Source organism: Streptomyces sp. WAC07094 (assembly GCF_036320405.1).
Classification (GTDB): Bacteria; Actinomycetota; Actinomycetes; order Streptomycetales; family Streptomycetaceae; genus Streptomyces; species Streptomyces lannensis.
Genome location: NZ_JAVMJZ010000001.1, coordinates 6,913,177 through 6,939,132 on the forward strand (window position 1 = coordinate 6,913,177; position 25,956 = coordinate 6,939,132).

The 25,956-nt window shown below is 70.9% G+C and carries 24 protein-coding genes, 1 pseudogene and 1 riboswitch; of the genes and pseudogenes, 18 read left to right on the top strand and 7 right to left on the bottom strand.

What is annotated here, in order from left to right; translation table 11 throughout:
* The first annotated feature begins 16 nt into the window (after nucleotides 1-16).
* Complete coding sequence (locus RCR19_RS30750) at nucleotides 17-1,714, top strand: NAD(P)/FAD-dependent oxidoreductase (protein WP_331268072.1); 1,698 nt, start codon at nucleotides 17-19, stop codon at nucleotides 1,712-1,714.
* A 58-nt stretch (nucleotides 1,715-1,772) separates the two neighbouring features.
* On the opposite strand, the gene RCR19_RS30755 is transcribed toward RCR19_RS30750, so the two are convergent.
* The 3 genes from RCR19_RS30755 to RCR19_RS30765 form a co-directional block, all read right to left on the bottom strand.
* Nucleotides 1,773-2,702 (bottom strand): LLM class F420-dependent oxidoreductase, encoded by a 930-nt coding sequence (locus RCR19_RS30755; protein WP_331268073.1) that lies wholly within the window; start codon nucleotides 2,700-2,702, stop codon nucleotides 1,773-1,775.
* Between the two features lie 91 nt (nucleotides 2,703-2,793).
* Nucleotides 2,794-3,468: a DUF5995 family protein gene (locus tag RCR19_RS30760; protein ID WP_331268074.1), complete on the bottom strand. Its 675-nt coding sequence runs from the start codon at nucleotides 3,466-3,468 to the stop codon at nucleotides 2,794-2,796.
* Nucleotides 3,469-3,702: 234 nt separating this feature from the next.
* A complete protein-coding gene (locus RCR19_RS30765; RefSeq protein WP_331268075.1) occupies nucleotides 3,703-5,136 on the bottom strand; it encodes a solute carrier family 23 protein in 1,434 nt (477 codons plus the stop codon).
* A 122-nt stretch (nucleotides 5,137-5,258) separates the two neighbouring features.
* Between RCR19_RS30765 and RCR19_RS30770 the strand changes: the two genes are divergently transcribed.
* Nucleotides 5,259-6,524 (top strand): alginate lyase family protein, encoded by a 1,266-nt coding sequence (locus RCR19_RS30770; RefSeq protein ID WP_331268076.1) that lies wholly within the window; start codon nucleotides 5,259-5,261, stop codon nucleotides 6,522-6,524.
* 98 nt (nucleotides 6,525-6,622) lie between these two features.
* Nucleotides 6,623-7,081, top strand: coding sequence for a hotdog domain-containing protein (locus RCR19_RS30775; RefSeq protein WP_331268077.1), 459 nt, complete (start codon nucleotides 6,623-6,625; stop codon nucleotides 7,079-7,081).
* Here RCR19_RS30775 and RCR19_RS30780 read toward each other — a convergent pair.
* Nucleotides 7,041-8,258 (bottom strand): MFS transporter, encoded by a 1,218-nt coding sequence (locus tag RCR19_RS30780; RefSeq protein ID WP_331268078.1) that lies wholly within the window; start codon nucleotides 8,256-8,258, stop codon nucleotides 7,041-7,043. The genes RCR19_RS30775 and RCR19_RS30780 overlap by 41 nt on opposite strands.
* Nucleotides 8,259-8,377: 119 nt before the next feature.
* Here RCR19_RS30780 and RCR19_RS30785 point away from each other — a divergent pair, with 119 nt between their 5' ends.
* Complete coding sequence (locus tag RCR19_RS30785) at nucleotides 8,378-9,619, top strand: ROK family transcriptional regulator (protein WP_331268079.1); 1,242 nt, start codon at nucleotides 8,378-8,380, stop codon at nucleotides 9,617-9,619.
* Nucleotides 9,620-9,636: 17 nt separating this feature from the next.
* On the opposite strand, the gene RCR19_RS30790 is transcribed toward RCR19_RS30785, so the two are convergent.
* Nucleotides 9,637-10,392 (bottom strand): NAD(P)H-binding protein, encoded by a 756-nt coding sequence (locus tag RCR19_RS30790; RefSeq protein WP_331268080.1) that lies wholly within the window; start codon nucleotides 10,390-10,392, stop codon nucleotides 9,637-9,639.
* Nucleotides 10,393-10,876: 484 nt separating this feature from the next.
* A riboswitch (FMN riboswitch) is annotated at nucleotides 10,877-11,007 on the top strand.
* Nucleotides 11,008-11,156: 149 nt separating this feature from the next.
* Between RCR19_RS30790 and RCR19_RS30795 the strand changes: the two genes are divergently transcribed.
* The 9 genes from RCR19_RS30795 (at nucleotide 11,157) to RCR19_RS30835 (ending at nucleotide 18,561) form a co-directional block, all read left to right on the top strand.
* Nucleotides 11,157-11,759: a riboflavin synthase gene (locus RCR19_RS30795; protein ID WP_331268081.1), complete on the top strand. Its 603-nt coding sequence runs from the start codon at nucleotides 11,157-11,159 to the stop codon at nucleotides 11,757-11,759.
* Nucleotides 11,756-12,400 carry a nicotinamide mononucleotide transporter family protein gene (locus tag RCR19_RS30800; RefSeq protein ID WP_331268082.1) on the top strand — a complete coding sequence of 215 codons (645 nt, stop codon included), beginning with the start codon at nucleotides 11,756-11,758 and terminating at the stop codon, nucleotides 12,398-12,400. Before RCR19_RS30795 ends, RCR19_RS30800 begins: the two co-directional genes overlap by 4 nt.
* Nucleotides 12,397-13,743, top strand: a complete 1,347-nt coding sequence (locus RCR19_RS30805; RefSeq protein ID WP_331268083.1) for a bifunctional 3,4-dihydroxy-2-butanone-4-phosphate synthase/GTP cyclohydrolase II — start codon at nucleotides 12,397-12,399, stop codon at nucleotides 13,741-13,743. The genes RCR19_RS30800 and RCR19_RS30805 overlap by 4 nt, the downstream gene beginning before the upstream one ends.
* Nucleotides 13,744-13,762: 19 nt before the next feature.
* Nucleotides 13,763-14,248, top strand: coding sequence for a 6,7-dimethyl-8-ribityllumazine synthase (ribH, locus tag RCR19_RS30810; protein ID WP_331268084.1), 486 nt, complete (start codon nucleotides 13,763-13,765; stop codon nucleotides 14,246-14,248).
* Nucleotides 14,249-14,282: 34 nt separating this feature from the next.
* On the top strand, nucleotides 14,283-14,555 hold the full coding sequence (locus RCR19_RS30815; RefSeq protein WP_028423093.1) for a phosphoribosyl-ATP diphosphatase: 273 nt from the start codon (nucleotides 14,283-14,285) through the stop codon (nucleotides 14,553-14,555).
* A gap of 53 nt (nucleotides 14,556-14,608) precedes the next feature.
* Nucleotides 14,609-15,457: an ATP phosphoribosyltransferase gene (gene hisG / locus RCR19_RS30820; RefSeq protein WP_059125503.1), complete on the top strand. Its 849-nt coding sequence runs from the start codon at nucleotides 14,609-14,611 to the stop codon at nucleotides 15,455-15,457.
* A 14-nt stretch (nucleotides 15,458-15,471) separates the two neighbouring features.
* The gene (locus RCR19_RS30825; RefSeq protein WP_059125502.1) at nucleotides 15,472-15,927 is read left to right on the top strand and encodes a PH domain-containing protein; all 456 of its coding nucleotides are present in this window, start codon (nucleotides 15,472-15,474) and stop codon (nucleotides 15,925-15,927) included.
* A 223-nt stretch (nucleotides 15,928-16,150) separates the two neighbouring features.
* Entirely contained in the window at nucleotides 16,151-17,488 is a 1,338-nt protein-coding gene (locus RCR19_RS30830; protein WP_331268085.1) for a hemolysin family protein, read from the top strand.
* Nucleotides 17,485-18,561, top strand: a complete 1,077-nt coding sequence (locus RCR19_RS30835; RefSeq protein ID WP_331268086.1) for a hemolysin family protein — start codon at nucleotides 17,485-17,487, stop codon at nucleotides 18,559-18,561. Before RCR19_RS30830 ends, RCR19_RS30835 begins: the two co-directional genes overlap by 4 nt.
* A gap of 111 nt (nucleotides 18,562-18,672) precedes the next feature.
* Here RCR19_RS30835 and RCR19_RS30840 read toward each other — a convergent pair whose 3' ends face one another.
* The gene (locus RCR19_RS30840) at nucleotides 18,673-20,529 is read right to left on the bottom strand and encodes an AAA family ATPase (protein ID WP_331268087.1); all 1,857 of its coding nucleotides are present in this window, start codon (nucleotides 20,527-20,529) and stop codon (nucleotides 18,673-18,675) included.
* 427 nt (nucleotides 20,530-20,956) lie between these two features.
* On the bottom strand, nucleotides 20,957-21,577 hold the full coding sequence (locus tag RCR19_RS30845; RefSeq protein WP_331269599.1) for a hypothetical protein: 621 nt from the start codon (nucleotides 21,575-21,577) through the stop codon (nucleotides 20,957-20,959).
* Between the two features lie 731 nt (nucleotides 21,578-22,308).
* On the opposite strand from RCR19_RS30845, the gene RCR19_RS30850 reads away from it, so the two are divergent.
* The 5 genes and pseudogenes from RCR19_RS30850 to RCR19_RS30870 all read left to right on the top strand — a co-directional run bounded on the left by RCR19_RS30850 (nucleotide 22,309) and on the right by RCR19_RS30870 (nucleotide 25,946).
* On the top strand, nucleotides 22,309-22,452 hold the full coding sequence (locus RCR19_RS30850) for a hypothetical protein (RefSeq protein ID WP_331268088.1): 144 nt from the start codon (nucleotides 22,309-22,311) through the stop codon (nucleotides 22,450-22,452).
* A 195-nt stretch (nucleotides 22,453-22,647) separates the two neighbouring features.
* A pseudogene (locus tag RCR19_RS30855) lies at nucleotides 22,648-23,221 on the top strand (hypothetical protein); the annotation flags it as partial.
* A gap of 259 nt (nucleotides 23,222-23,480) precedes the next feature.
* Nucleotides 23,481-24,842 (top strand): peptidase C39 family protein, encoded by a 1,362-nt coding sequence (locus RCR19_RS30860; protein WP_331268089.1) that lies wholly within the window; start codon nucleotides 23,481-23,483, stop codon nucleotides 24,840-24,842.
* A 158-nt stretch (nucleotides 24,843-25,000) separates the two neighbouring features.
* Nucleotides 25,001-25,147, top strand: coding sequence for an SCO1431 family membrane protein (locus RCR19_RS30865; RefSeq protein ID WP_107116465.1), 147 nt, complete (start codon nucleotides 25,001-25,003; stop codon nucleotides 25,145-25,147).
* Between the two features lie 139 nt (nucleotides 25,148-25,286).
* Entirely contained in the window at nucleotides 25,287-25,946 is a 660-nt protein-coding gene (locus RCR19_RS30870; protein ID WP_331269600.1) for a TetR/AcrR family transcriptional regulator, read from the top strand.
* The last annotated feature ends 10 nt before the right edge of the window (nucleotides 25,947-25,956 follow it).

The window sequence follows — 25,956 nt, forward strand, 5'->3', positions numbered from 1 at the left end:
AAGGAGTCCCCACCCCATGACGTCCACGGTGCCCAACGCCGCCCAGCACACCGACGGGCAGCAGCCGCCGATCACCATGTTCGGCCCGGACTTCCCCTTCGCGTACGACGACTTCCTCGCCCACCCGGCGGGCCTCGGCCAGATACCGGCGACCGAGCACGGAACCGAGGTGGCGGTCATCGGCGGCGGCCTGTCCGGCATCGTCGCCGCCTACGAGCTGATGAAGATGGGCCTCAAGCCCGTCGTGTACGAGGCCGACCGGATCGGCGGCAGGCTGCGCACCGTCGGCTTCGAAGGCTGCGACCCCTCGCTGACCGCGGAGATGGGCGCCATGCGCTTCCCGCCGTCCTCCACGGCCCTGCAGCACTACATCGACCTGGCCGGGCTCGAGACCGCGCCGTTCCCCAACCCGCTCGCCGAGGCGACCCCGTCGACCGTCGTCGACCTGAAGGGCGAGAGCCACTACGCGGAGACGCTCGACGACCTCCCGCAGGTGTACCGCGACGTGGCCGACGCGTGGAACGCCTGCCTGGAAGAGGGCGCCGACTTCTCCGACATGAACCGGGCCATGCGCGAGCGCGACGTGCGGCGCATCCGGGAGATCTGGTCCGCGCTCGTCGAGAGGCTCGACAACCAGACCTTCTACGGCTTCCTCTGCGACTCCGAGGCCTTCAAGTCCTTCCGGCACCGGGAGATCTTCGGGCAGGTCGGCTTCGGTACCGGAGGCTGGGACACCGACTTCCCCAACTCCATCCTGGAGATCCTGCGCGTCGTCTACACCGAGGCCGACGACCACCACCGCGGGATCGTCGGCGGCTCCCAGCAGCTGCCGCTGCGCCTGTGGGAGCGTGAGCCGCAGAAGATCGTGCACTGGCCCTACGGGACGTCCCTGCGATCCCTGCACGAGGGGGGCGAACCGCGCCCCGCCGTGACCCGGCTGCACCGCACCGCAGGGGACCGGATCACGGTCACCGACGCGCAGGGCCACATTCGCACCTACCGGGCGGCGGTCTTCACGGCCCAGTCCTGGATGCTGCTGTCCAAGATCGCCTGCGACGACGCCCTGTTCCCGATCGACCACTGGACGGCTATCGAGCGCACGCACTACATGGAGTCCAGCAAGCTCTTCGTGCCCGTGGACCGGCCGTTCTGGCTGGACAAGGACGAGGAGACCGGCCGTGACGTGATGTCGATGACACTCACCGACCGGATGACCCGCGGGACCTATCTGCTGGACGACGGCCCGGACCGGCCGGCCGTGATCTGCCTGTCGTACACCTGGTGCGACGACAGCCTGAAGTGGCTGCCGCTGTCCGCGAACGAGCGGATGGAGGTGATGCTGAAGTCGCTCGGCGAGATCTACCCGAAGGTCGACATCAGGAAGCACATCATCGGCAACCCGGTGACGGTCTCCTGGGAGAACGAGCCCTACTTCATGGGTGCGTTCAAGGCGAACCTGCCCGGTCACTACCGCTACCAGCGGCGCCTGTTCACGCACTTCATGCAGGACCGGCTGCCCGACGGGAAGCGGGGCATCTTCCTCGCCGGCGACGACATCTCCTGGACGGCCGGCTGGGCGGAGGGCGCGGTGCAGACCGCGCTCAACGCCGTGTGGGGCGTCATGCACCACTTCGGTGGCGGAACCGACCCGTCCAACCCCGGCCCCGGTGACGTGTACGACGAGATCGCGCCGGTGGAGCTGCCGGAGGACTGAGACGCCCCGGCATCGGGCCCACAGGGGCAGGCGGCCGGATCCCGGCCGCCCGCCGGGGTCAGACGCCGGCCGCCCGGGCCGCCGTGTACACCGCCGCGGCCACGTCCTTGAGCTCCTCGGCGTCCCGCGTGGAGGTCTGCAGGTCGATCAGGATCTCGTCCAGGCCGACCGCCGCATGGGCGACCAGGTCCTCCACGATCTGGTCGACGTCGCCCTGGAAGAGAGCGCGGTCCGCGCCGTCGTAGGCCTTGGCGGAGTACGAGGCGTTGACGCGCAGCACCGACTGGAGCGGTGTGACCCGGCCCCGCTCGGCGGCCAGGTCCTGCAGCTCGCGCCACTGCGCGGCGATGCGCTCGGCGCCCACGGAGACCGGGAGCCAGCCGTCGGCCTTGTCGACGAGCCGCCGCAAGGCCCTGCTGTTGCTCGCGGCCAGCAGGATCGGGATCGGCCGGGCGGGCTTGGGTGCGACGGCCACGGACGAGAGCTTCGTGACCGTGCCCTCGTAGGAGACCGGGTCCGCCCCCCATACCGCCCGGCAGACGTCGATCACCTCGTCCAGTGCCTTTCCGCGCTGTTCGAAGGGGCGTACCGCCGCCGCCGCGTACTCGTCCAGGGACCAGCCCGTGCCGAAGCCCGCCACGACCCGGCCGCCGGACGCCGCGTCCAGGGTGGCGAACGCCTTCGCGAGCTGGAAGGGCACGTGCAGGGGGGCCACCAGCACACTCGTCCCGAGCCGGGCGCGGTGGGTGGCGGCCGCGGCCAGGGTGAGCGTCACCAGCGGCTCGGCCACGCCGCGGTAGGACTCGGGCCAGGGCAGTCCCTCGACGCCGTACAGGCCCTGGGAGGAGTCCAGCGGGAACAGGGCCCGCTCGTACACCCACAGACTCTCGTAGCCCATCTCCTCGGCGGTGCGTGCCACGTCGGGTACATCGCGCCCGATGTCGTACTGCTTGTTCTGGGGGAGGCCGAGTCCGAGCCGGGTCGCCATACCTGTCGCTCCTTCGCCTTGGATGTGCAGCTTGTTCAACGTACGACCGCGGTGCGGGGGTTGCGCGTGCGACAGGCGAGAACCGGCCGGATCATCCGGGCAGCGGGGTGAGCAGGATCCGGCCGGCGAATCCCACCGCCGCGTCCAGCCGGCCGGCGAACTCGTCCGCCAGGTCGGGAAGTTCCCGCAGCGCCCACAGGGCGCGCCCCGCGGACCAGGCGGCCTCGCGCGCCCGCTCCAGGCTCCAGGCGCCGAGCAGATGGGTGAGGGGGTCGGCGACCTGGAGCAGATCGGGGCCGGGCATCAGGTCCTCGCGGATGCGTTCCTCCAGCGACAGGAGCACGACCCCGACACGATCGAACTCGTCCTCGAGATCACCCGGTTCACAGCCGAGGGTGTGACAGGCGTCGACGAGGGCGAGGGCGAGGTCGTGCCCGATGTGCGCGTTGATGCCGGCGAGCGCGAACTGCACCGGACGCACGCCCGGATGGCGCCGGAACTGGAACAACGGCCGCCAGCAGGCCGGTCGGGGCCCCTCCTCGGCGACGGACAGGTACCGCTCGGCGAACCGGACGTCCAGCGTGCTCGCGGCCCGTGCGTCGGGGAAGTCCCCTGCGTCCAGACGGCGGTCGACCTCCTCGGTGACGGCGAGGTAGACGCGGTTGAAGACCGCGACGCCGTCGTGCTCGGGCCATGACTCGTCGAGCGCGCGCATACGTGAGACGACCGTGTCCACCGAGGTCGTGTACTGCTCCAACCGGACCATGGGGGCAGGGTCGCAGGCCCCGCCCGGTCCAGGGGCCGACGGCCCGCGGGCTTCGCCGGAACGGGGGAACGCGCCGGTGGTCCAGGTGGGGGACAGGGCGTGGGCCGCGTGGCACCCGGGTGCGCCCGCGGACCGGGTCGCGCGCCTCCTGTCACTCCGGCCGGACCGGTGCTCTCCGGCCCGGAGGGTCCGGCCGCGCGCCTGCGCAGCCACGGGTTCCGGGTCCGGGAGCGACTACGAGCCGGCGCGCTCGTCCGAGTCCCGCGTGGTGGCGGCGTCCCGGCGGCCTTCCGCGCCGTCCTCGTCGTACGAGGAGGTTCCCGAGTCCAGCAGCGGCTCCTGCCCCTTGAGGTGGGCGGGGGCCATCGCCCGCAGCGCGTGATAGCCGGTGATGACGACCAGCGTGCCCAGCGCGATACCGCTCAGCGAGAAGCTGTCGCTGAACTTCAGGCTGACGTTGCCGACGCCGATGATGATGCCCGCCGCGGCCGGTACCAGGTTCAGCGGATTGCGCAGGTCCACCTTGGAGTTGATCCAGATCTGCGCACCGAGCAGGCCGATCATTCCGTACAGGATGACGGTGATCCCGCCGAGCACCCCGCCGGGGATCGCGGCCACGACGGCCCCGAACTTGGGGCAGACACCGAAGAGCAGGGCGAAGCCGGCGGCGGCCCAGTAGGCGGCGGTCGAGTAGACGCGGGTGGCCGCCATCACGCCAATGTTCTCGGAGTACGTCGTGTTGGGCGGGCCGCCGACCGCGGTCGAGAGCACGGACGCGACGCCGTCGGCGGAGATGGCCGTGCCCAGCTTGTCGTCCAGCGGGTCGCCCGTCATCTCGCCGACCGCCTTGACATGTCCCGCGTTCTCGGCGACCAGGGCGATCACCACGGGCAGGGCGACCAGCACCGCGGACCACTGGAAGGACGGTCCGTGGAAATGGGGCAGGCCGATCCAGTCCGCCCTGCCGACGCCCGACAGGTCGAGGCGCCAGTGGTCGGTGAGCTTCCCGCCCGCGTCCACCGAGTGGATCTTCCCGAAGACCCGGTCGCACACCCACGAGAGGCCGTAGCCGAAGACCAGCCCGAGGAAGATCGCGATCCGGGACCAGAAACCGCGCAGGCACACCACGGCCAGCCCGGTGAACAGCATGACCAGCAGCGCGGTCCACTGGTCCTGCGGCCAGTACGTCGAGGCGGTCACCGGGGCGAGGTTGAACCCGATCAGCATGACGACCGCGCCGGTCACGATCGGCGGCATCGTGGCATGGATGATCCGCGCCCCGAACCGCTGGACCGTGAGGCCCACGAGGAACAGCACCGCGCCGACGACCAGCACCGCGCCGGTGACGGTCGCGCTGGTGCCGCCCTGTGCCCTGATCACGGCGGCGACGCCCACGAAGGAGAGCGAGCAGCCGAGGTAGCTGGGCACCCGTCCGCGGGTCGCCAGCAGGAAGATGACGGTCGCGACGCCGGACATCATGATCGCGAGGTTGGGGTCGAGGCCCATGAGCACGGGCGCCACAAAACTCGCCCCGAACATCGCCACGACGTGCTGCGCACCGAGCCCGATCGTGCGGGGCCAGGAGAGCCGTTCGTCGGGACGGACGACCGCTCCGGGCGCGGGCGTGTGCCCGTCTCCGTGCAGCTTCCAGCGCACGCCGAGATCCATGGTGAAGCTTCTCTTTCTCTGTACGTGAAGAATTGTCCGAACCATTGTCAGGGTCATCAGGCGGTCCTACGCTCACACGGTCCCACTCATGAACTGCGTTCACATTTATGATCGGAGCCTTGATGAGTGCACGCCCCCGCCTGGCCGTTCTGCTCGCCGCCGTGACCGCCTTCGCGGCCGTCCTCGTGCCCGGCGCATCGGCCCACACGGCACCGAAGGTCCCCAGAACCGCCGTCCTCGACGGCACCCGGTTGCAGCAGACCAGGATCCGGCTGGGCCACGGAGACCCCCGGCTGCGCGCGGCTCTCGGGGATCTGACCGCACGCGCCGACGCCTGGCTCGACCAGGGTCCCTGGACGGTCGTCGACAAGCCCAGGCCCGCACCCGGCGGAGACGTGCACGACTACCTCAGCCAGGCCCCGTACTGGTGGCCCACGCAGCCGAGGACGGCCGACAACCCCTGGGGGTGCCCCTACGAGCAGCGCGACGGACAGCGCAACCCCGAGGTCGACACGGGGACCGACCGCCAGGACGTGGAGAAGGTCTTCGACTCCACCTACGACCTCGCGCTGGCCTGGTACTACACGGGCAGGAAGCAGTACGCGCAGAAGGCGGCCCAGGTGCTGCGCACATGGTTCCTGGATCCGGCGACCAGGATGAACCCCGAGCTGGACCACGGGCAGTTCATCCCGTGCAGGTACGACGGGAGGGCCATCGGGATCATCGACTTCTCCCAGTCGTACACCGGCGTCCTGGACGCGATCGCCGTCCTGAACACCGGCGCCCCCGGCTGGTCCGAGGCCGACCGCTCGGGGATGCACGACTGGAACGTCGCCTTCCGTACCTGGCTGACCGACGGGTCGTTCGGCAAGGAGGAAGGTGCCGCCGAGAACAACCACGGCACCTTCTACGACATGCAGCTCGCCGCCCTGGCGTACGCGACCGGCGACGAGGCGCTCGCCCGGCGGACGGTGCTCGACGCACGCGCCAGGCGCATCGACCCGCAGATCGCAGCCGACGGCAGCCAGCCGCAGGAGCTCGCCCGGACACGCAGCTGGCACTACTCGACCTTCGACCTGGTGGCGTACACGCGGCTCGCGGCCATCGGACGGCACGTCGGCGTGGACCTGTGGTCCTACCGGGGACCGGAGGGCCAGAGCCTGGTCAAGGCGGTCGACTTCCTGCTGCCGGCGTCGACGGGTGCCGCGGCCTGGCCCTACCCCGAGCTGGAGTTCCACCGGTACGCGGCGAGCGATGTCGTGCACGCGGCGGCGGACGCCGGCGACGCACGCGCCCGGAAGGCGGTGCGGCTGCTGGAGGCGCCTCCCGGCGGTGACCTGTGGGCGCTGCGGCCCGCCGCCGAGCAGCTGGACTCGATCGCGGGCTGACCCGCGGGCCGGGCATCCTGAGCGAGCGCTTACCATGGCCCTGAACAGCGCCGCGGTGTCGCGAGCGCCTCATCAGGCCACATCGAGGAGCCCCGCCCGTGACCGCCGAAGCCCAGGCCGCGCCCGTCCAGTCGTACGGACGGCTGATCCCCGTCGTCGTCCACTTCGACGACCTCGACGCGCTCGGCCTGCTGCACAACGCCCGCTATCCCGTCATGGTCGAACGCGCCTGGACCGTCCTGTGGCACGAGCAGGGCTTCGGCTTCGAGGGCGACTGGGAGGCGGCGGGGGATTTCTGCAACGCCGTCAAGGAGCTGCGGATCACCTACGAGGCCCCGGTGAGCAAGCCGGGCGCGTACGCCGTGCACCTGTGGCTCGAGCGACTCGGGAACACCGGCCTCACCTACGGGTTCCGGTTCTGCTCGGCCGACGGAGCGGTGACGTACGCGCACGGCACCCGGGTCCTGGTCCGGCTCGACGCGGCGACCCTGCGCCCCACCTCGTGGAGCGAGCGGTTCAGGGCCTTGGGTCGGGAACTGATGCGCTCGGCGGACTGACCTTCGGCCGCTCCCGGTCGCCCGCGCGGAGCACCCCCGCGAACAGGGCGAGCCCGCAGGCAAGCACGGTGACCAGCCCGAACGAGACCACGAGGCTGGTCGCCTGGGCCAGTCCGCCGATCGCACTCGGCGCGACGAGCCCCGAGGTGTACGTGATCGTCGCGACACCGGCGATGGCCTGGCTGGGGTTCGGACCGCTGCGGCCGGCCGCGGCGAAGCACAGCGGCACGACGACGGCGATGCCGAGGCCCATCAGTGCGAAGCCGGTCATCGCCACGACCGGATCACCGGCACCGACGATCAGCAGTCCGCCGAGGACGGCCAGGACGCCGCCGGCCCGTACGGTGCGTACCGAACCGAACCGGTCCACCACCTTGTCGCCCGCGATCCGGGCGACGGCCATGGTGAGCGTGAAGCCCGTGGTGCACGCGGCCGCGAGTCCCGCCGAGGTCTCCAGTTCCTGCCGCAGATACACGGCGGACCAGTCCAGGCTCGCGCCCTCCGCGAACACCGCGCAGAACCCGATCGCGCCGATCAGCAGCGCCGACTTCGGCGGCAGGGCGAACCGGGGCGGCGGCTCCTCGTCCTCGGCGGGCTGGAGGTCGAGCACCCAGGTGCAGGCGGCCAGCCCCAGCACGGTCAGGACCGCGGCCGCCAGGGTGTGGTGCAGCCGGGCGTCCGAGCCGAGGTGGGCGGCGAGCGTGCCGGCGGCCGAGCCGATCAGTGCGCCGGCACTCCACATGCCGTGCAGACCGGACATGATCGACCGTCCGAGCCGGTCCTCGACCTCCACACCGAGGGCGTTCATCGCGACGTCCGCCATGCCCGCCGAGGCGCCGTAGACGAACAGGGCCGGGCAGAGCGTGAGGAGGTTGGGCGCGAGGGACGGCAGAACCAGGGAGAGCGTCCACAGGGCGATCAGACCGCGCAGGGCGTTGCGGGCGCCGAACCGATGGCTGATGCTGCCGGCGAGCGGCATCGCCACGGACGCACCGAGCGCGGGGAACGCGAGCGCCAGTCCGAGTTGCCCCGCGCTGACCGACGCGTGGTCCTGGATCCACGGCACACGGGTCGCGAACGAGCCGGTGACGGCACCGTGCACGGCGAAGACCGCCGCCACGGCGTACCGCGCCCGTTTCACGTCACGTACTGAGTAGACCCTCTCCACCGCGCCCATTCTCGCCCCTCCCCGGGTGTGTCCGCCTGGCTGCGTGCCGTAAACTATCAGGAACCCTGCCTGATAGATAGGAGGGAGGGGGCCGGTGACCGGCCCCGCCGATCTGGGAGGATCCCGGCATGCCTGCATCTCCTAGCACCGCCCGGGCCATCAACGACCGGCTGGCCCTGCGGCTGCTGCAGGAGGAAGGCCCCCTGACCGCAGGGCAGTTGAAACAGCTCACCGGACTGTCCCGGCCCACGGTCGCCGACCTCGTGGAGCGGCTCACCGAGGCCGGGCTGGTCGCGGTGGTGGGGGAGTCGGGCGAACAGCGGCGCGGTCCGAACGCCCGGCTGTACGGGATCGTCGCCGACCGCGCCCGCCTCGCGGCCCTCGACGTGCGCACCGAGGGTGTCGCCGTCCTCGTCGCGGATCTGCTCGGCGGGGTGCTCGCCGAGGCGTCGGTGCCGATCGGCGGCGACATGGGGACGGGCCCCGCGGTCGAGCAGGCCGTGGCGCTGGTGGAGCGCACGGCGAAGGAGGCGGGTGCCACGCCGCTCCACACGGTCGGGATCGGAGCACCTGGCCTGATCGACCCCGCCACCGGCGAACTCCGTGACTCCAGCGGCCTGCCGGAATGGCACCGCCGGCTGGTCACCGCGCTCCACGACCGGCTGCCCGCGCGCGTGATCGTGGAGAACGAGACCAACCTCGCCGCCCTGGCCGAGCAGCGCGAGGGCGCGGCGCGCGACCGGGACACCTTTGTGCTGCTGTGGCTGGGACTCGGCACGGGCGCGGCCGTGGTCCTGGACGGAGCGCTGCGCCGCGGCGCCTCCGGCGGCACCGGCGAGATCGGCTTCCTGCCGGTCCCCGGCACCAGGACGCTGCCGTCCGCGACGGACTGCGATGGCGGCTTCCACTCCCTGGCGGGGTCGGCGGCCATCACCCGACTGGCCGGGGAGCACGGGTTGTTCACCGCGGACACGGGGGCTGAGCCGCAGGCGGCGGTGCTCGTGCGGCGGGCCGTGGAGGCGGTCGCCCGGGGCGCGGCGACGGCCGGAGCCGCCGCCGCGCCGCCGACGTCGGAGGCGGGACCCGAGCAGGCGGGGCGCTTCCTCGACGCCCTCGCCGACCGGCTCGCGATCGGCGCCGCCTCCCTCGCCGCCATCCTCGATCCCGGGTGCGTGGTGCTCGGCGGCGAGGTCGGACAGGCGGGCGGGGCCGTGCTCGCCGGCCTTGTCGAGGCGCGGCTCGCACGCATGTCACCACTGGTCACCGAGGTGCGCGCAGGCGTCCTCGGAGGGGGCGCCGTACTGCGCGGTGCGCTGCTGACCGCGCGGGACGGCGCACAGGACGAACTCTTCGCGCCCCCGGAGAGATAGCGGGCGCCTCCGTGCGGTCAGCCGCGTCCGGCGCCTTCGAACCGCTGCGCGAGGTGCTGCTCGAACGTCGCCATCCCCACCGCCCGTTCGGGGGTGAGATGGCCGCCCGCGCGGAATGCGCGGTAGGTCCTGCCCGCCAGCGGCACGTTCACCACCGCTCGCCGCCGGCCCGTCGCCTTCAGATACGACCGGGCCAGTGACGCGAACGTCCGCACCTCGGGGCCACCCATGTCCGCGACCCTGCCCGCGGGTGCGCCCTGCGCCAGTTCGGCCAGCCGGTCCGCGACCTCCGCGGCCGCGACGGGCTGATCCGCGACGCCCGCCGGGAGCAGCACGACCGGCAACTTGGACAGAACGGCGAACAGTTGCACGGGCAGGTCGTGGAACTGCGTCGCGCGCAGCACGGTCCAGCCGAGCCCCGACTCCTCGGTCAGCCGCTCCACGGCCCGCTTCGTCCGGTAGTAGCCGAGCGGCACACGGTCGACGCCGACGATCGAGATGTAGATCAGATGGGCCACGCCCGCCCGGCGCGCGGCCGCGATCAGATTGCGGGCCGCCTTCTCGTCACCGCCGCGCGGCGAGGTCGCGCAGTGCACGATCGTGTCCACGCCGCAGACCGCCGAGTCCAGGCCGGTGCCGCCCCGGATCAGATCGACGGCGTACTGCGGTGCGTGCCGGGACAGGGCGCGCACCTCGTGTCCGGCGTCCCGCAGTCGGTCGGTGACGAGCCGGCCGAGCGTTCCGGTCGCTCCGGTCACCAGGATCGTGGTCAATCTCCTCAGTCCCTTCGGACGGGCGGCGTTCCCCTGCGGAACGTCCGTCTCCGGTCATGACCGCTCGGGCTGCGCGGAAAGTGACACGGCGCGGACGCGGCCGCGCCGCCGGGCGACGCACCGGGGCCCGGCCCGTCCGCGCAACCTGTCGGGGGCCGTGCCCGCGAGGGCCACGGCCCCGGCGTCGGGACCATGGATGAGGCCCGGCGGCGGGGCAAGGGCCTCCGTCACCGCCGCCGGACCGCTCGTGGACGGCGCACAGCGCCGGGATCGCCGACCCTAGGAGGACCGGACCAGACCGGTCAATAGGTATGGACCAATTGCCAACTGCCCTCGTCTCACCAGGCGTTGTCCCGCCGGGTGATGGGTTCGGGCGCCGCACGGCGGGCCGGGAAGTCCGATATGTGAACCTGTGAGCCACCACACAGCGGTTCACCCGCTTGGCGCTCGACCCGGCGTGGCACACTGTTTGCTGTACCAGAAGCAGCGCACTCCGGGGTCGGTGAAAGTCCGAACCGGCGGTTATAGTCCGCGACCCGGTCGCTTCCAGCGGCCGGTTGACCAGGTGGAATTCCTGGACCGACGGTTAAAGTCCGGATGGGAGGCAGTGCGCGGCGGGCGGGCATTCGTGCGCGCCGCCGTATTCGGGTCGCCCTGAGGGGCGAACTCCGTGCGGCGTCGTCCCGGTGATCCCGACCGCGGTCCGCTGTCGTCCTCGACAGTCCCCGGAGTCCGTGCCCGAACGTGGCAGGAGGACCCGGGAAGTGTTCACCGGAATCGTCGAAGAGCTGGGTGAGGTCACCGCCGTCGAGAATCTCGGCGACTCCTCCCGCTTCCGTCTCCGTGGGCCCGTCGTCACCGAAGGTGCGCAGCACGGTGACTCCATCGCGGTCAACGGCGTCTGTCTCACCGTGGTGGACCACGAGGGCGACGAGTTCACCGCCGACGTCATGGCGGAGACCCTCGACCGCTCCAGCCTCGGCGCCCTCGCGGTCGGCTCCCGCGTGAACCTCGAACGCCCCACCGCCGTCGGTGCACGGCTGGGCGGGCACATCGTGCAGGGACACGTCGACGGCACCGGCACGGTCCTCGAGCGCAAGCCCTCCGAGAACTGGGAGCTCGTCACCGTCTCGCTCCCGGCGGAGCTCGCCCGCTATGTGGTCGAGAAGGGCTCCATCACCGTGGACGGCATCAGCCTCACCGTCGTGGAGGTCGGCGCCGACCGCTTCACCGTCAGCCTCATCCCGACGACCCTCGCCCTGACCACGCTCGGCATCAAGCAGCCCGGCGATCCGGTCAACCTCGAGGTCGACGTCATCGCCAAGTACGTGGAGCGCCTGCTGGCCGGGCAGGGGGCCTCCGAGTGAACTGGCTCAACTCGGAGGCGTTCACGCTCTTCGGCCAGCACATCAAGTGGTCGGACATGATCGGCAACGTCATCGGTCTGATCGGCCTCGCCTTCGGCTGGCGCCGCTCCCTGTGGAGTTGGCCGGTGCAGTTCCTGTCCGGTCTCGTCCTCTTCGCCGCCTTCGCGACGGCCCACCTCTCCGGCAGCGCCGGAAAGCAGGTCGTCGTCATGGTCGTCGCCGTCTACGGCTGGTGGCGGTGGAACCGCGGCAGGGGGCAGGCGGACGACGGCCACATCGCGGTGCGGTTCGCCACCTGGCGCGAGCGTGGGATCCTGGTCGGCGCCGCCGCCGTCGGCACGCTCGCGGTGGCCGGCCTGTTCACCGCGTACCCGTCGTTGTCGTGGGACCCGTGGCCGGACGCCTACATCTTCGTCGGCACGATCGTCGCCATGTACGCCCAGGCGCGCGGCATGGTCGAGTTCTGGCTCGCCTGGCTGCTCGTGGACGCCGTCGGTGTCCCGCTCAACTTCGCCAACGGCTTCGCATTCTCCGGTTTCGTCTACGTCATCTACGGCGCGCTCGTCCTGTGGGGCCTGCGCGACTGGTGGCTGCGCTCCCGCAGGTCGGGGCAGCCCCTCCTGGAAGGAGCCGCGGCATGAGCACCGCGCCGATCCTGTACAGCACGGACAACGTCGAGGACTTCGCGCTCGATCCGATCGAGCAGGCCATCGCCGACATCGCGGCCGGCCGGCCGGTCGTGGTCGTCGACGACGAGGACCGGGAGAACGAGGGTGACCTGGTCATCGCCGCGGAGAAGGTAACGCCCGAGATCGTCGCCTTCATGATGAGCGAGTGCCGCGGTCTGATCTGCGCGCCCATGGAGGGCGAGGAACTCGACCGCCTCGAGCTCCCGCAGATGGTCGACAACAACACCGAGTCGATGCGCACCGCGTTCACCGTGTCCGTCGACGCCGGCGGTGCCCACGGGGTGACCACCGGCATCTCCGCGTCCGACCGGGCCACCACGCTGCGCCTGCTCGCCGGCGGAGAGGCGGGACCCGGCGACTTCGTCCGTCCGGGCCACATCTTCCCGCTGCGGGCCAGGCCCGGCGGTGTGCTCGTCCGCAACGGCCACACCGAGGCCGCCGTCGACCTCGCCCGGCTCGCGGGGCTGCGGCCCGCCGGTGCGATCGTGGAGATCGCCGGCGAGGACGGCCACATGCTGCGGCTGCCGGAGCTCGTCCCGTTCGCCCGCAAGCACGGGCTGACGATCGTCTCCATCGAGGACCTGGTCGCCTACCGGCGCTCGCCCAAACTCTCGGTCCCTCTCGGGGCGGAGGACCCCGGGGCACAGGACGCGGCCCCGTCCGAGCCCGCCGTCCGCCGTGAGGCCGAGGTTCACCTGCCCACCCGCTTCGGCGAGTTCACCGCCTACGGCTACCGGTCGCCCGCGGACGGCGTGGAGCACATCGCCCTCGTCCGCGGCGAGATCGGCGACGGCGAGGACGTCCTGGTCCGCGTGCACTCCGAATGCCTCACCGGAGACGTGTTCCACTCTCTACGCTGCGACTGCGGCCCCCAGCTGGAGGCCTCCCTGGAGCGCATCCAGGCGGAAGGCAGGGGAGTGGTGGTCTATCTGCGCGGTCACGAAGGCCGCGGCATCGGGCTGATGTCCAAGCTGCGCGCGTACGAACTCCAGGAGCGCGGTCGCGACACCCTGGACGCCAACCTCGAGCTGGGCCTTCCCGCGGACGCCCGCGACTACGCCGCCGGCGCCAGGATCCTGGCCGACCTCGGCGTGCGCAGCGTGCGCCTGATGACGAACAACCCCGACAAGACCGAGGCCCTGCTCCGGCACGGCCTCGGGGTCACCCGGCGTGAGCCGATGCCCGTGCAGGCGGGCGAGTACAACATCCGCTACCTGCGCACCAAGCGGGACCGGATGGGGCACGACCTGCCCTGGCTGGACACGAACGCCGTGTCCGCCTGCGGCAACCAGTAAGAGAGCACTGAGGAGAGACGTGAGCGGCAAGGGTGCACCGGTACTGTCCGTACGCAATGCGAGCGATCTGCGGGTCGCCGTCATCGCGGCACAGTGGCACGACAAGGTGATGGACGGACTGGTGGACGGCGCACTGCGCGCCCTGCACGAGTTGGGGATCGACGAGCCGACCCTGTTGCGGGTGCCGGGCAGCTTCGAGCTCCCGGTGGCCGCCAAGGTGCTCGCCGGCCGCGGCTACGACGCGATCGTGGCCCTCGGGGTGGTGATCCGCGGTGGCACCCCCCACTTCGACTATGTGTGCCAGGGGGTCACCCAGGGCCTGACCCAGGTCTCCATCGAGGCCGGTGTCCCCGTCGGCTTCGGTGTTCTCACCTGTGACACCGAGGAACAGGCGCTGGACCGTGCGGGCCTGGAGGGCTCCAACGAGGACAAGGGGCACGAGGCCGTGACGGCGGCGGTGGCGACGGCCGCCACGCTGCGCTCGGTATCCGAACCCTGGCACTGAGACACGGTCCGGAGCGCGTAGGGTGAGGACCACCATGTCCAAGAAGACGTTCGAGGAGCTCTTCACCGAGCTCCAGCACAAGGCCGCCCACGGCGATCCCGCCAGCTCCCGCACCGCCGAACTGGTCGGCAAGGGCGTCCATGCCATCGGCAAGAAGGTCGTCGAGGAGGCCGCCGAGGTCTGGATGGCCGCCGAGTACGAGGGCAAGGAGGCGGCCGCCGAGGAGATCTCCCAGCTGCTGTACCACGTCCAGGTGATGATGGTGGCCCGTGGGATCTCCCTGGACGACGTGTACGCCCACCTCTGAGCCGTATACCGAACATCTGCACACCCCACGCACGAACGAAGGAAGCCGACCTCATGCTGCGCATCGCCGTCCCGAACAAGGGTTCCCTGTCCGGCCCTGCGGCGGACATGCTGCATGAGGCCGGCTACCAGCAGCGCAGGGAGTCGAAGGAGCTCCGGATCGTCGACCCGGAGAACGAGGTGGAGTTCTTCTACCTCCGCCCCCGCGACATCGCGATCTACGTCTCCTCCGGCCGGCTCGACATCGGCATCACCGGCCGCGACCTGCTCATCGACTCGGGCGCCAACGCCGAGGAGATCCTGCCGCTCGGCTTCGCCCGCTCCACCTTCCGCTTCGCCACCAAGCCCGGCACGGCCGGCGGCGTAGAGGACCTCGCGGGCAGGACGGTCGCCACCTCCTACGAGGGGATCGTCGCCAAGCACCTCGCCGACAAGGGCGTCGACGCCTCCGTCGTCCACCTGGACGGCGCCGTCGAGACCGCCATCGAGCTCGGCGTCGCCGAGGTCATCGCGGACGTGGTCGAGACCGGCACCTCGCTGCGCAACGCGGGTCTCGAGGTCATCGGCGAGCCGATCATGAAGTCCGAGGCGATCGTCGTCCGCCGGACCGGCGCCGACGTCGAGGAGCCGAAGGTCCAGCAGTTCCTGCGCCGTCTGCAGGGCGTCCTGGTGGCGCGGACGTACGTGATGATGGACTACGACTGCCGCGTCGAGCAGCTCGAGAAGGCCGTCGCGCTCACCCCGGGCCTGGAGTCGCCGACCGTCTCGCCGCTGCACAACGAGGGCTGGGTCGCCGTGCGGGCCATGGTCCCGTCCAAGGAGGCGCAGCGGATCATGGACGATCTCTACGCCATCGGGGCCCGTGCCATCCTGACCACGGCCATCCACGCCTGCCGCCTCTGAGGAACCGTACGACGATGCCGGACCTGCCCACCCTTCCCGTGACCTTCCGGCCGGGGCACACCCGGGCCGTGCTGCTGAGCGCAGGCGTGGCGATCTTCGTGGTCATCACCGCGGTCGCCATGCTCCTGGAGCAGCTCAGCCCCGGGGAACGCCTCAGTTTCATCCTGACGGCGGTCCTCCTGTTCGGGGTTCTGCTCCTGCTCGCCCGGCCCAAGGTCGTAGCGGACGAGTCCGGCGTCACCGTCGTCAACATCGCCAGCAGCCGCCATCTGCACTGGGCCGAGATCGTGCAGGTCAACCTGCGTCCGGGCGACCCCTGGGTGTTCCTCAACCTGAGCGACGGCACCAGCCTGCCCGCCCTCGGCATCCAGCCGGGCATCGCCAAGGAGCGCGCGATCGCGGACGCGCGTACGCTCCGCGCGCTCGCCGAGGCCCGTTCCGCAGACGATCCCGGACGACATCACAGCTGACTCGGGCCGTCCGCCCTGCCGCACCGGCCGGAGTCTTGACTAATCTGGTGACAGAGGCGCCCCGAGGCGCCTCCGCCCCTGAGGCTCCGCCCGGTGCTCAGGGGTTCCTGCTACCCGAGGAGTGACTCCCTCCGGCGATGGACGGATCGTCCTGTAGTACCTGCGCCGCCCCCTGCCGACATAGCGCGGACCGTGTCCGCGTGAACGCGGAGGCGGCGGCATCATGAGCATCCCCTTGCTGCTCCTAGGAGCGGCGTTTGTGCTGATCCTGGCCAACGGATTCTTCGTCGCGGCCGAGTTCGGTCTCGTGACGGTCGAGCGGCCCGACGCCGAGAAGGCCGCGGCCGAGGGCGACCGAAGGGCCCGCACGGTCGTCGAGTCGCTCAGGGAGCTGTCCTTCCAGCTCTCCGGCACCCAGCTCGGCATCACCATCACCTCACTCGTGGTCGGCATGCTGGCCGAGCCCGCGCTGGCGGAACTGCTGCGCGGCCCGTTCACCATGCTCGGCATCCCCGAGGGCGCCGTCTCCGGCGTCGCCGTGGTGGTGGGCATGCTGCTGGCCTCGGCCGTGCAGATGGTCATCGGCGAACTCGTGCCCAAGAACTGGGCCGTGTCCCGGCCGCTCCAGGTCGCCCGTTTCGTGGCCGGCCCGCAGCACCACTTCTCGCGGCTGTTCCGGCCGGTGATCGCGGCCCTCAACGCGGTCGCCAACCGGCTGGTACGCGCCCTGGGCGTCGAGCCCGCCGAGGAGCTGGCCTCCGCCCGCACCCCCGACGAGCTCGTCTCCCTGGCCCGGCACTCGGCTCAGGCCGGTGCCCTGGAACAGGACACCGCGGATCTGTTCGTACGGACGCTGTCCCTGGGCGAGCTGACCGCGCAGCATGTGATGACCCCCCGGGTGAAGGTGAGTGCGCTGCAGTCGTCCGCCACCGCGGAGGACGTGGTCAATCTCACCCGTGCCACCGGTCTGTCCCGCTTCCCCGTCTACCGGGAGAAGATCGACGAGATCGTCGGCATGGTGCATCTGAAGGACGCCCTCGCGGTGCCCTCGCACGAGCGGCTGCGTACGCTCGTCACCCGGATCGCCCAAGCGCCCCTGCTCGTTCCGGAGACGCTGCCCGTGCAGCCCCTCCTCGAGCGGCTGCGCAGCGAGCAGCCCATCGCCGTCGTCGTCGACGAGTACGGCGGCACGGCGGGCGTGGTCACCCTCGAGGACATCGTCGAGGAGCTCGTCGGCGAGGTGCGTGACGAGCACGACGGGCTCGACCTGCCCGAACTCGCCGTCGCGCCGTCGGAGGACGGGCGCCCCGCCTGGGACGCCGACGGAAGCTGCCGGGTCGACATCCTGCAGCGCATAGGCCTCGACGTACCGGAGGGTCCGTACGAGACGGTGGCCGGACTGGTCGCCGATCTGCTCGGCCGGATCCCCGCCCCCGGTGACCGGGCCGAGCTGCCGGGCTGGCGGCTCACGGTGCGCCAGGTGGGGCACTACCGCGCGGAGCGGGTCAGGCTCGTGAAGCTCGCTGACAGTCCCGTGCCGGTCGCGGAGGCGGTGCGATGAGCGTGCTGCAACTCGTGTTCGCCGCACTGCTGGTGCTGGCGAACGGGTTCTTCGTGGGCGCCGAGTTCGCGCTCGTCTCGGTGCGGCGCAGCCAGATCGAGCCGCTCGGGACCGCACGGGCCCGGCAGGTGCTGTACGGGCTCGAGCGGCTGCCGCAGATGATGGCCGCCGCCCAGTTCGGCATCACCCTGTGCTCGCTGACACTGGGCGCCGTAGCCGAACCGACGGTGGCACATCTGCTCGAGCCTGTGTTCGAAGCGGTGCACATTCCCGACGGGATGGTGCATCCGCTCGGCTATGTGGTCGCACTCGGGGCCGTCGTCTTCTTCCACCTGGTGATCGGCGAGATGGTGCCGAAGAACCTGGCGATGGCGGCACCGGAGAAGGCCGCGCTGTGGCTGAGTCCGGGGCTTGTGGCCTTCGCGCGGCTGTGCCGTCCGGTGACGGTCGCGCTGAGCGCCTGCGCCAAGCTGATCCTCAAGCTGTTCCGGGTGGACGCGAAGGACGAGGTCGAGGCGGTCTTCACCAGTGAGCAGCTCAACCAACTGGTCGAGGACTCGGGCCAGGCGGGACTGCTCGATCCCGAGGAGCAGGAACGGCTGGAGGACGCGCTGGAGCTGGGCTCGCGCCCGGTGACGGACGTGCTCCTGGACCCGGCGTCCCTGGTGACCGTGGAGCCCACGGTCACCCCCGGCGAGGTGGTGGCCCTGACCGCGCGCACGGGCTACTCGCGCTTCCCCGTGGTCGCGGCCAACGGCGCCGTCATGGGCTATCTGCACGTGAAGGACGTCCTCGATCTGGAGGAGTCCGAGCGGGCGGTACCCCAGCAGCTCTGGCGCCCGATGACCACGCTCGCGGCGGAGCTGCCCCTGGACGACGCCCTCACGGTGATGCGCCGGGCCGCCACGCACCTGGCCCAGGTGGCCGACGGCTCCGGCCGGGTGCTGGGCCTGGTCGCCCTGGAGGACGTCCTGGAGCTGCTGGTGGGCGAGGTCAGGGACCCCGCGCATCGCGAGGCTCCGCCGCAGCCGCGGATGGCCGAACCTGAGCAGTGGGAGGCGGTGGCGAGCTGATCGCGGTTCACCCGCGCCCCGACCGGGGCGCGGGTGACGTGTCCCCGCGCACTTCCGCGGGGCACCACCCCGTCCCGCGGTCGCCGTGTCCGCGCGGTCCTGCGGCGCTCCTCACAACCCCGGTGGATCCTGGGGACCGCGGCCCGACAGGACCTCTCCGTACGCCTGCATGAGATCGGGCAGCCGCAGCGTCGACAGATCGTCCCGGGACGGGATCCCGGGGTACCCGCTCAGTCGCAGATCCCGGTACGCGCAGCTCTTCTCGTACAGCGTCCGCAGGAACCGGCCGTTGCCGAGTTCGTCGATCCAGCCCTGGTCCACGACGTGACCGGCGATCGAGCGGAGCTCGTCCAGTGCCTCCTCGTCCCACATGTCGCCGTTCTCCGCGGCGAGGACCTCGCCGATCGCGGTGAGTTCCAGCGGGCGGTACGAGGGGAAGTCGACCCGGGTGGTGAAGCGGGAGGACAGACCGGGGTTGGCGGCGAGCAGACGGTCCATGCCCTCGGGGTAGCCGGCGAGGATCACCACCAGGTGGTCGCGGTTGTCCTCGGCGCGCTTCAGGAGCACCTGCAGCGCCTCGTCCCCGTATGCGTCGCCCTTGCCGTAGCCCGAGTTGGACAGGGAGTACGCCTCGTCGACGAACAGCACTCCGCCGATCGCCGAGTCGATCAGTTCGTTCGCCTTCACCGCGGTCTGGCCCAGGTACTCGCCGACCAGGTCGGCACGTTGTGCCTCCACCAGATGGTCGCCGCCGAGCAGGCCGAGGGCGTAGAAGACCCGGCCGAGGATCCGCGCCACCGTCGTCTTGCCCGTACCCGAGGGACCGGAGAAGACGAAGTGCCGTTTGGGCGGCTGCACGGGCAATCCCTGGCCGGCCCGCAACCGGGCCATGTTCAGTTGCGCGGACAGCGCCTTGACCTGCCGCTTCACCGGCTCGAGGCCCACCATGCGCTCCAGCTCGGCGAGTGCCTCCTCGAGCAGGGCCGGATCCGTCGGTCCGGCCGGCAGCGGCGGCGAGGGCATGCCGGCCTTCTCGCGCACCAGGTCGCCCTGGGCCGGCAGGCCGCCGGTCGGCGGTTCGGGGTCCGAGAGCTTCACGTCCCGGCCCTCGGCGCCGAACAGCGGATCGAGGCCGTCCGGCCCCTCCAGCACATCGCCCCCGGCGCTGAACGCAAGCGCGGTCAGGTCGGTCGACTCGTCGTAGCCGTCGCCCTCCGCGATCGCCGCGAGCCGCGCGGAGGTGTCCATGAAGGCCGGGTCCACCCGGTGCACCGCCCGGTACAGGGGCAGGGCGGCGGCGGAACGTCCCGTGCCCTCGTGTGCGCGGGCCAGCCAGTAGCGCAGCTCCTTGCGCTGCGGCTGCTCGCTGCGGCAGCGCATCAGGGAGGCGGAGAGCAGCGGCTCGGCCTGCCCGAACATCTCGAGGCGCACCCGGGCCATCCCCCCGAACAGACCGGCCTCGATGCCGAGCATGGGGTCGTCGATCAGTGGATCGGTGTGCCGGACCAACTGCTCCCAGTCCTTGACCAGGTAGGCCCGGCAGGCGTGCAGGAATCGGACCTGCGGGTCGGCGTCCACGGGCGGCAGCCCGGCGAGGGCCCGGTCCAGTTCGGGCACATGGCGGCCGTCCAGCCAGTGCGAGGCGTGCGCGAGCAGCAGGTCGCGCGGGTTCTCCAGCACCGGTTGCACCCACCAGCCCAGCCAGTACCAGGAGTTGAGCGTGCGCCGGTGGCGTGAGCGCTGCTCCCCGAATCGGTCGCGATGCCGGAACATGCGCAGCAGCGCGGTCGTCGTGTCGACGCGGAGCGCGTGCAGTCCGAGCCAGCCGTCGGCCATCCCGGGATCCATGCGGACCGCAGCGCGGAACTCCTCCTCCGCCTGTGGATAGGCGCCCATGGTGTAGGCGTCGACACCTCGCAGCCAGGCGAGGTCGGCCGGCGCCTCGGGGCCCCGCGAGCCGAAGTCCATCAAGTCCCCCACAAACCGTGCCCCCGTTGGTTCACCGCCGGGCCTGTGCCCGTCGGCCGCATTGCTCGAACCGCTGTGCCGCGGACCGGAGTTGCAACTTGCGCACTGTCCGACGGTGGCACCGAGAGGCATCGTACCTGCGGGGGAGCGGCGTACCGAAGGGTGCCGCACGAGCCGTTCGATGAGGTGGGAGCAGACGGGGCGCACACCGCGCGGTGACCGAGGGTGAGCGAATCACGGCTCCCGGCGCCCGAGGCAACGCCTCCAGGGCAGAACGAAGCCCCCGATCACGGGGGAACAACCGGGGGCCTCGCGTCTTGCGGGCGGCTGTGAAAGCCGCACATTGAGAACGTAAGTCCTGTACGGCTCCCGGGTCAAGCCGCCCCGAAGCACTCAAGGAAGTTCTCCCACAAGGGTCTTCACGGGGTCAGCGCACTGCCGATGGTCCATCACTGTGGGTGAGGGACTGGTCCGTACCATGCCCTCTCTGGGGTCCCGGAAGTACCTTGTATCCCTTATCTCCCTGCCGCACCAGGAGGTCGGCGAAGGGGCGCGACGGGTCCCGCGCGAAGTGCTGCCGCTCCGCCTCGACCCATTCCGTCCAGAACGCCTTCTGCTCGGCGCCGTCCCGCGCCCGTCCCCGGGCCCAGGCCTCCTCGTGGGGCAGTTCCATCCACAGCAACCGCGCCAGCCGGGGGCGCAGGGCCCGGCGGCCGGCACCGACTCCCTCGATCAGGACCACCGGAGCGGGCGGCAGGGTCCGCGTCGGGCCGAACCGCCGAGCGCCCCAGTCGTAGGGGCGGTAGTGCGCCGTCTCCCCGCGGCCGAGCGGTTCGATCACGTCGCGCAGCAGTCGCTCCGTCCAGGCGAACAGCTCCTCGTGCGTGGCGACGTCGTCGAGGTGCAGTACGGGTGCGCCGTCGAGTGCCGCCGCCAACTCCCCGGCGAACGTGGACTTTCCGGATCCCGCATGTCCGTCGATGCCGACGAGCCGCACGGGACCGCAGGACGGGGGCAGCCGATGCAGGCGCGATGCGAGGCGGTGAATGGCGATTCCCTGGAGCGAGGAGCGCGGGCATATCTCGATGGAACATTCTACGCGCGGCGCATGGCCGCACGCTCCGGAGGGCGGTCCGGACGCGGATGCGGTTCGGGAAATAGTGCCGCATTAAACTGTCGTCGCATCAATCAATGGCGTGTTCTTTTTTGTCTCCGGCAGACCAAAGAACGCGTTCAACCGACTATTCGGGAATCGCCATTCCGGATGAGGCCATCGCTGAATGGGGTGCCTGGTGTACGGCGGCGGCAAGTCGTAGCGGGACGGACACGGGAGTATGGCCGCGGGGTTGTTCGAGGGGCGGTATGTGTGGCATCCGGCGGCCGACGACCATGAGCCGCCGAGCGTATGCGTGGACGTGCGGGCCGGCCGCCATCCGAACGCCGACGCCGTGCTCGTCGAGACGCCCGCCCACCGCTGTCTGGTGCTCGCCCCCCGAGGCCGCGGGCTCCGAACTGACCCGACGCCGGCTCGCCGAGGAGTCCGGTCCCGAGGCCACGCTGATGTGGGCGCGTGTCGCCGTCATGCGCGGTTCGGTGAACGCGGCCTGGGACGTCGCCGCCTTCCCGGCCCGACGGGCGCCGGCACCTCACCGGTGCGGTTGCTGCCCCTCGTCGCCCTCGTCGAGGGCTGTCGGCCCCGCAACCGCCGGCCGACCGCGTCCGGAGGAGCCCCGGTGGCGCTCCACCGCGATCGCCCCGTAGCGGAAGTGGCTGTCCGAGGTGGCCGGTCACCGGTTCACGCCGGTGCCCGACCCGGCGTATCTCGCGCGCGCCCTGGTCATGGCCCAGCACGCGTTCGAGGCATGCGCCGTCCTCACCGCCATGGGGCTGCGCCTCACGCAAGCCTCGGAGCGTCTTCGGTGATCCCGAGGAACGGCTCTCGCGCGCCCGCCGCGTCTGCGGACCGCCCGTGCCGGGGGCGGTCTGACCCCTTCAGGCCCGATTCCATCCCCCACACGGAGAGGTCCGGTTGTGCCGGAACGGATGTCAGGGCCTCCTATCGGGCGGCACGCAGGTCGGGATCCCGTCGCGATCGACGACGACGCGACATTGCACGCCATCGGATATCCACGGAAACTCACCGGGAGGTTCCGGGCCGTCGACAATTTCGCCATGTCCTTCACCGTCATCAACATCCTCTCCTGAATTTTCTCCTCGTTCGGATTCGGTATGGGCACGGGGCCCGCTTGTTGTCGTCCTCGGGTGGATCGGCGTCTCCGGCATGGTGCTTTTCATCGGTGCCGCAATGGGGGAAGTGGCATCCGCCTGTCCGACGAGCGGGGCGCCGTATTTCTCCGCCGGGAAACCGCACTTCTGAACAACACCGGCTTCACCAGCGGCCTCTGCGGAGGCATGCTCGGTCTGCTCGGCACCTGCTGGACCTTCACCGCGATCGTCGGCGTCAATGTCGTGGGGCTCTCCTTGCCCACACCGTGCCGATCTTCCTGCGGCTCAGGCTCGGTGCCGACCCCAGGCGTCGCCGATCACCGTCGGCACCTTCAACTACGCACCGATCGCCCTGGCCGTCGTACTGGTCGTGGCCACGTTCCGGTGGTTCGCCACCGCGCGGCGCCGCCTCCGGGTGCCGGTGAGCTACGGACGGCCGGCCGAGGTGGCGGCGATGGACCTCGTCCGAATGTGCCGTGGATCCGGCGCACAGGACCCGTTCGCCCGTTCGCCCCGCGACACGTCACCCGGTCGGGCGCCGTACGGAGTCGTGGCGATCATGCGGGTCGGAATCACGGCATCCCAGGTCATGCCAGTGGTCCACGCCAATATTGGTGGGCGCGTCCCTCGCCGAAGTGCTGGCAGAAGTCCCCGGACGGCGGCCATAGTTGGCCCACATCGTGCGTCTGAACCGCTGCTTCCGGACAACTGGGGGTCACCCACCGATGACGAGAGCTTCAGAGCCGTCCCGCAGAACCATCCTCGCCGCGGCGGTCGCCGCGGCCGCCGCGACCGCCGGTGCGGGCCCCGCGGCCGCAGCCGCAGAGCCCGACGGCGGGCCGACGAAAGCCACCCCGAGCCTCGTGGACAACCGTGCCTGGACCTCGTACGCGCAGTGGCGGACCGGCTCCGCGCGAGGGGTCCGTGCCGTCGCAGGGCCGCGGCCGGGCGTGGTCATCTCCACGCCCGCGGGCCGCACCGACTACACCGACCCGCACACGGGGAGGACCGCAACCTGGGAGTACGCCACCTGGACCTCGCCGGTGCACGTCCTGTCGGTCCCGTCCACCGAGGCCATCGCCTCGTGGAACGCGCACACCCCGGCCGGCACCTGGCTCCAGGTGGAGCTCAAGGGCACCTACTCCGACGGCACGGACACGCCCTGGTACGTGATGGGCCGCTGGGCCGCCGGCGACCAGGACATCCGGCGGACGTCCGTCGACGACCAGACGGACGGCAAGAGCGACATCTGGACCGACACCTTCGCCATCTCCGACGCCGCGTCGGGATTGCGCCTGGCGGCGTACCAGCTGCGCCTGACGCTCTACCGCACGCCGGACACCCGGCTCACCCCCACGGTGTGGCGGATCGGCGCCATGGGCTCGGCGATCCCCGACCGCTTCACGGTCCCGGCCTCGAAGCCCGGGCTTGCCAAGGAACTGCTCGTCCCGCGCTACTCGCAGGAGATCCACAAGGGCCAGTACCCGGAGTACGACAACGGCGGCGAGGCCTGGTGCAGCCCCACCTCCTCGCAGATGATCATCGAGTACTGGGGCCGGAAGCCCACCCCCGAGCAGTTGTCCTGGGTCGACCCGTCGTACGCCGACCCGCAGGTCTGCCATGCCGCCCGTTTCACCTACGACTACCAGTACCAGGGCTGCGGGAACTGGCCCTTCAACGCCGCCTACGCGGCGACGTTCGAGGACCTCCAGGGCGTGGTCACCCGGCTGTCCTCCCTGAAGGACCTGGAGACGCTGATCGCGGCGGGCATCCCGGCCATAACGTCGCAGTCGTTCCTGAAGGAGGAGCTGACCGGGGCGGGCTACGGGACCTCGGGTCATCTGATGACCGTGATCGGCTTCACCGCCGACGGCGACGTGATCGCCAACGATCCGGCCTCGCCGAGCGACGAGGCGGTGCGCCGGGTCTACAAGCGGGCCGAATGGGAGACGATCTGGCTGCGGACCAAGCGGTACAACGCCTCCGGCAGCGTCGTGTCCGGTACGGGTGGCGTCTGCTACCTGTACTTCCCCGCCCGTCCCACCGCGCACCAGCGCCTCGCGCTCGCGGCGGTGGGCGTCCACTGACACCGTGCGGATCCCGGCCATGAACAACCAGGGCCCCCGGGAGAGACCGGGGGCCCTGGTGTGTGACCAAGCTCTCCGCCATGTCGGTGCACAGCGGTGGCAAGGTGGACACATCGGTGGGGGGAGTCCATCGCACAGTCCTACACCAGCGAGCTGCCATGACCGCCATCTCAGCCACCACCGCCCGACTCCGCGCCCGCACGGGCGGCCCGAAGGACGACGGACCGAAGATCGTCGAGCATGTCCTGGGCTGGGTCCTCGTTGCGGTCCTCGCGATGCTCGTCACGCAGCTCGGCCTGATGTGACGCGGGCGGTCCGGGGTTTTCCGGACCGGCCGGCAATTCCGGAACAGCGCCTCATCCGATCGATCGCAGCCGAACGTACCGGTGGGGTCGTTCTGCAATACTGCGGATGTCCCGCTGGCATTCGGAGGCTTGGCCGAAATTGAATATCAGTCAACAGCGAGGTGGCGTAGGCCCGCAGGCACGCGCCACCGATCGTTCGCTGGCGCGCCGCGCCGAACTCATCTCCATCGGGCGCAAGTTGTTCGCCGACACGTCGTACGACGCACTGTCGATGGACGACATCGCACGCCATGCCCATGTGGCCAAAGGGCTGATTTACTACTACTTCAAATCGAAGCGCGGCTATTACCTCGCCATTGTCGAGGATTCGGTGGCCGAACTCGTCACCTCCGCGGCCGCCGGTCTGGAACTCCCGGCGGTGGATCGTGTGCATCGCACCATCGACCGCTATCTGCGCTACGCCGAGCACCATCAGGCCGCCTATCGCACCATCGTCAGCGGCGGCGTCGGGTTCGACACCCAGGTGCACGCCATCCGGGACGGGGTGCGCGAGGCGATCGTCGCCACCATCGCCGAGGGGGCGTACGGCCGGCGCGACATCTCACCGCTGGCACGCATGGGGCTCTTCGCCTGGGTGTGCAGTGTGGAGGGCGCGACGCTGGACTGGATCGCCCGCCCGGGGCTGACCCGGGACTCCATGCGCGAACTGCTGGTGAAGACGCTCGGCGGCACCCTGCGCGCCATCGAGGAGCTCGAACCGCGGTACACGGCGCCGCCACCGGCCCGCCGCGACGGCTGACCGCACCGTG

Excerpts from the sequence above, each read along its gene's own strand:
- RCR19_RS30815 (WP_028423093.1), top strand. The coding sequence starts at position 14,283 with ATGTCCAAGAAGACGTTCGAGGAGCTCTTCACCGAGCTCCAGCACAAG.
- RCR19_RS30750 (WP_331268072.1), top strand. The coding sequence starts at position 17 with ATGACGTCCACGGTGCCCAACGCCGCCCAGCACACCGACGGGCAGCAG.
- RCR19_RS30770 (WP_331268076.1), top strand. The coding sequence starts at position 5,259 with ATGAGTGCACGCCCCCGCCTGGCCGTTCTGCTCGCCGCCGTGACCGCC.
- RCR19_RS30835 (WP_331268086.1), top strand. The coding sequence starts at position 17,485 with ATGAGCGTGCTGCAACTCGTGTTCGCCGCACTGCTGGTGCTGGCGAAC.
- RCR19_RS30825 (WP_059125502.1), top strand. The coding sequence starts at position 15,472 with ATGCCGGACCTGCCCACCCTTCCCGTGACCTTCCGGCCGGGGCACACC.
- RCR19_RS30755 (WP_331268073.1), bottom strand. The coding sequence starts at position 2,702 with ATGGCGACCCGGCTCGGACTCGGCCTCCCCCAGAACAAGCAGTACGAC.
- RCR19_RS30780 (WP_331268078.1), bottom strand. The coding sequence starts at position 8,258 with ATGGGCGCGGTGGAGAGGGTCTACTCAGTACGTGACGTGAAACGGGCG.
- RCR19_RS30830 (WP_331268085.1), top strand. The coding sequence starts at position 16,151 with ATGAGCATCCCCTTGCTGCTCCTAGGAGCGGCGTTTGTGCTGATCCTG.
- RCR19_RS30765 (WP_331268075.1), bottom strand. The coding sequence starts at position 5,136 with ATGGATCTCGGCGTGCGCTGGAAGCTGCACGGAGACGGGCACACGCCC.
- RCR19_RS30805 (WP_331268083.1), top strand. The coding sequence starts at position 12,397 with ATGAGCACCGCGCCGATCCTGTACAGCACGGACAACGTCGAGGACTTC.
- RCR19_RS30760 (WP_331268074.1), bottom strand. The coding sequence starts at position 3,468 with ATGGTCCGGTTGGAGCAGTACACGACCTCGGTGGACACGGTCGTCTCA.
- RCR19_RS30785 (WP_331268079.1), top strand. The coding sequence starts at position 8,378 with ATGCCTGCATCTCCTAGCACCGCCCGGGCCATCAACGACCGGCTGGCC.
- RCR19_RS30860 (WP_331268089.1), top strand. The coding sequence starts at position 23,481 with ATGACGAGAGCTTCAGAGCCGTCCCGCAGAACCATCCTCGCCGCGGCG.
- RCR19_RS30840 (WP_331268087.1), bottom strand. The coding sequence starts at position 20,529 with ATGGACTTCGGCTCGCGGGGCCCCGAGGCGCCGGCCGACCTCGCCTGG.
- hisG (WP_059125503.1), top strand. The coding sequence starts at position 14,609 with ATGCTGCGCATCGCCGTCCCGAACAAGGGTTCCCTGTCCGGCCCTGCG.
- RCR19_RS30865 (WP_107116465.1), top strand. The coding sequence starts at position 25,001 with ATGACCGCCATCTCAGCCACCACCGCCCGACTCCGCGCCCGCACGGGC.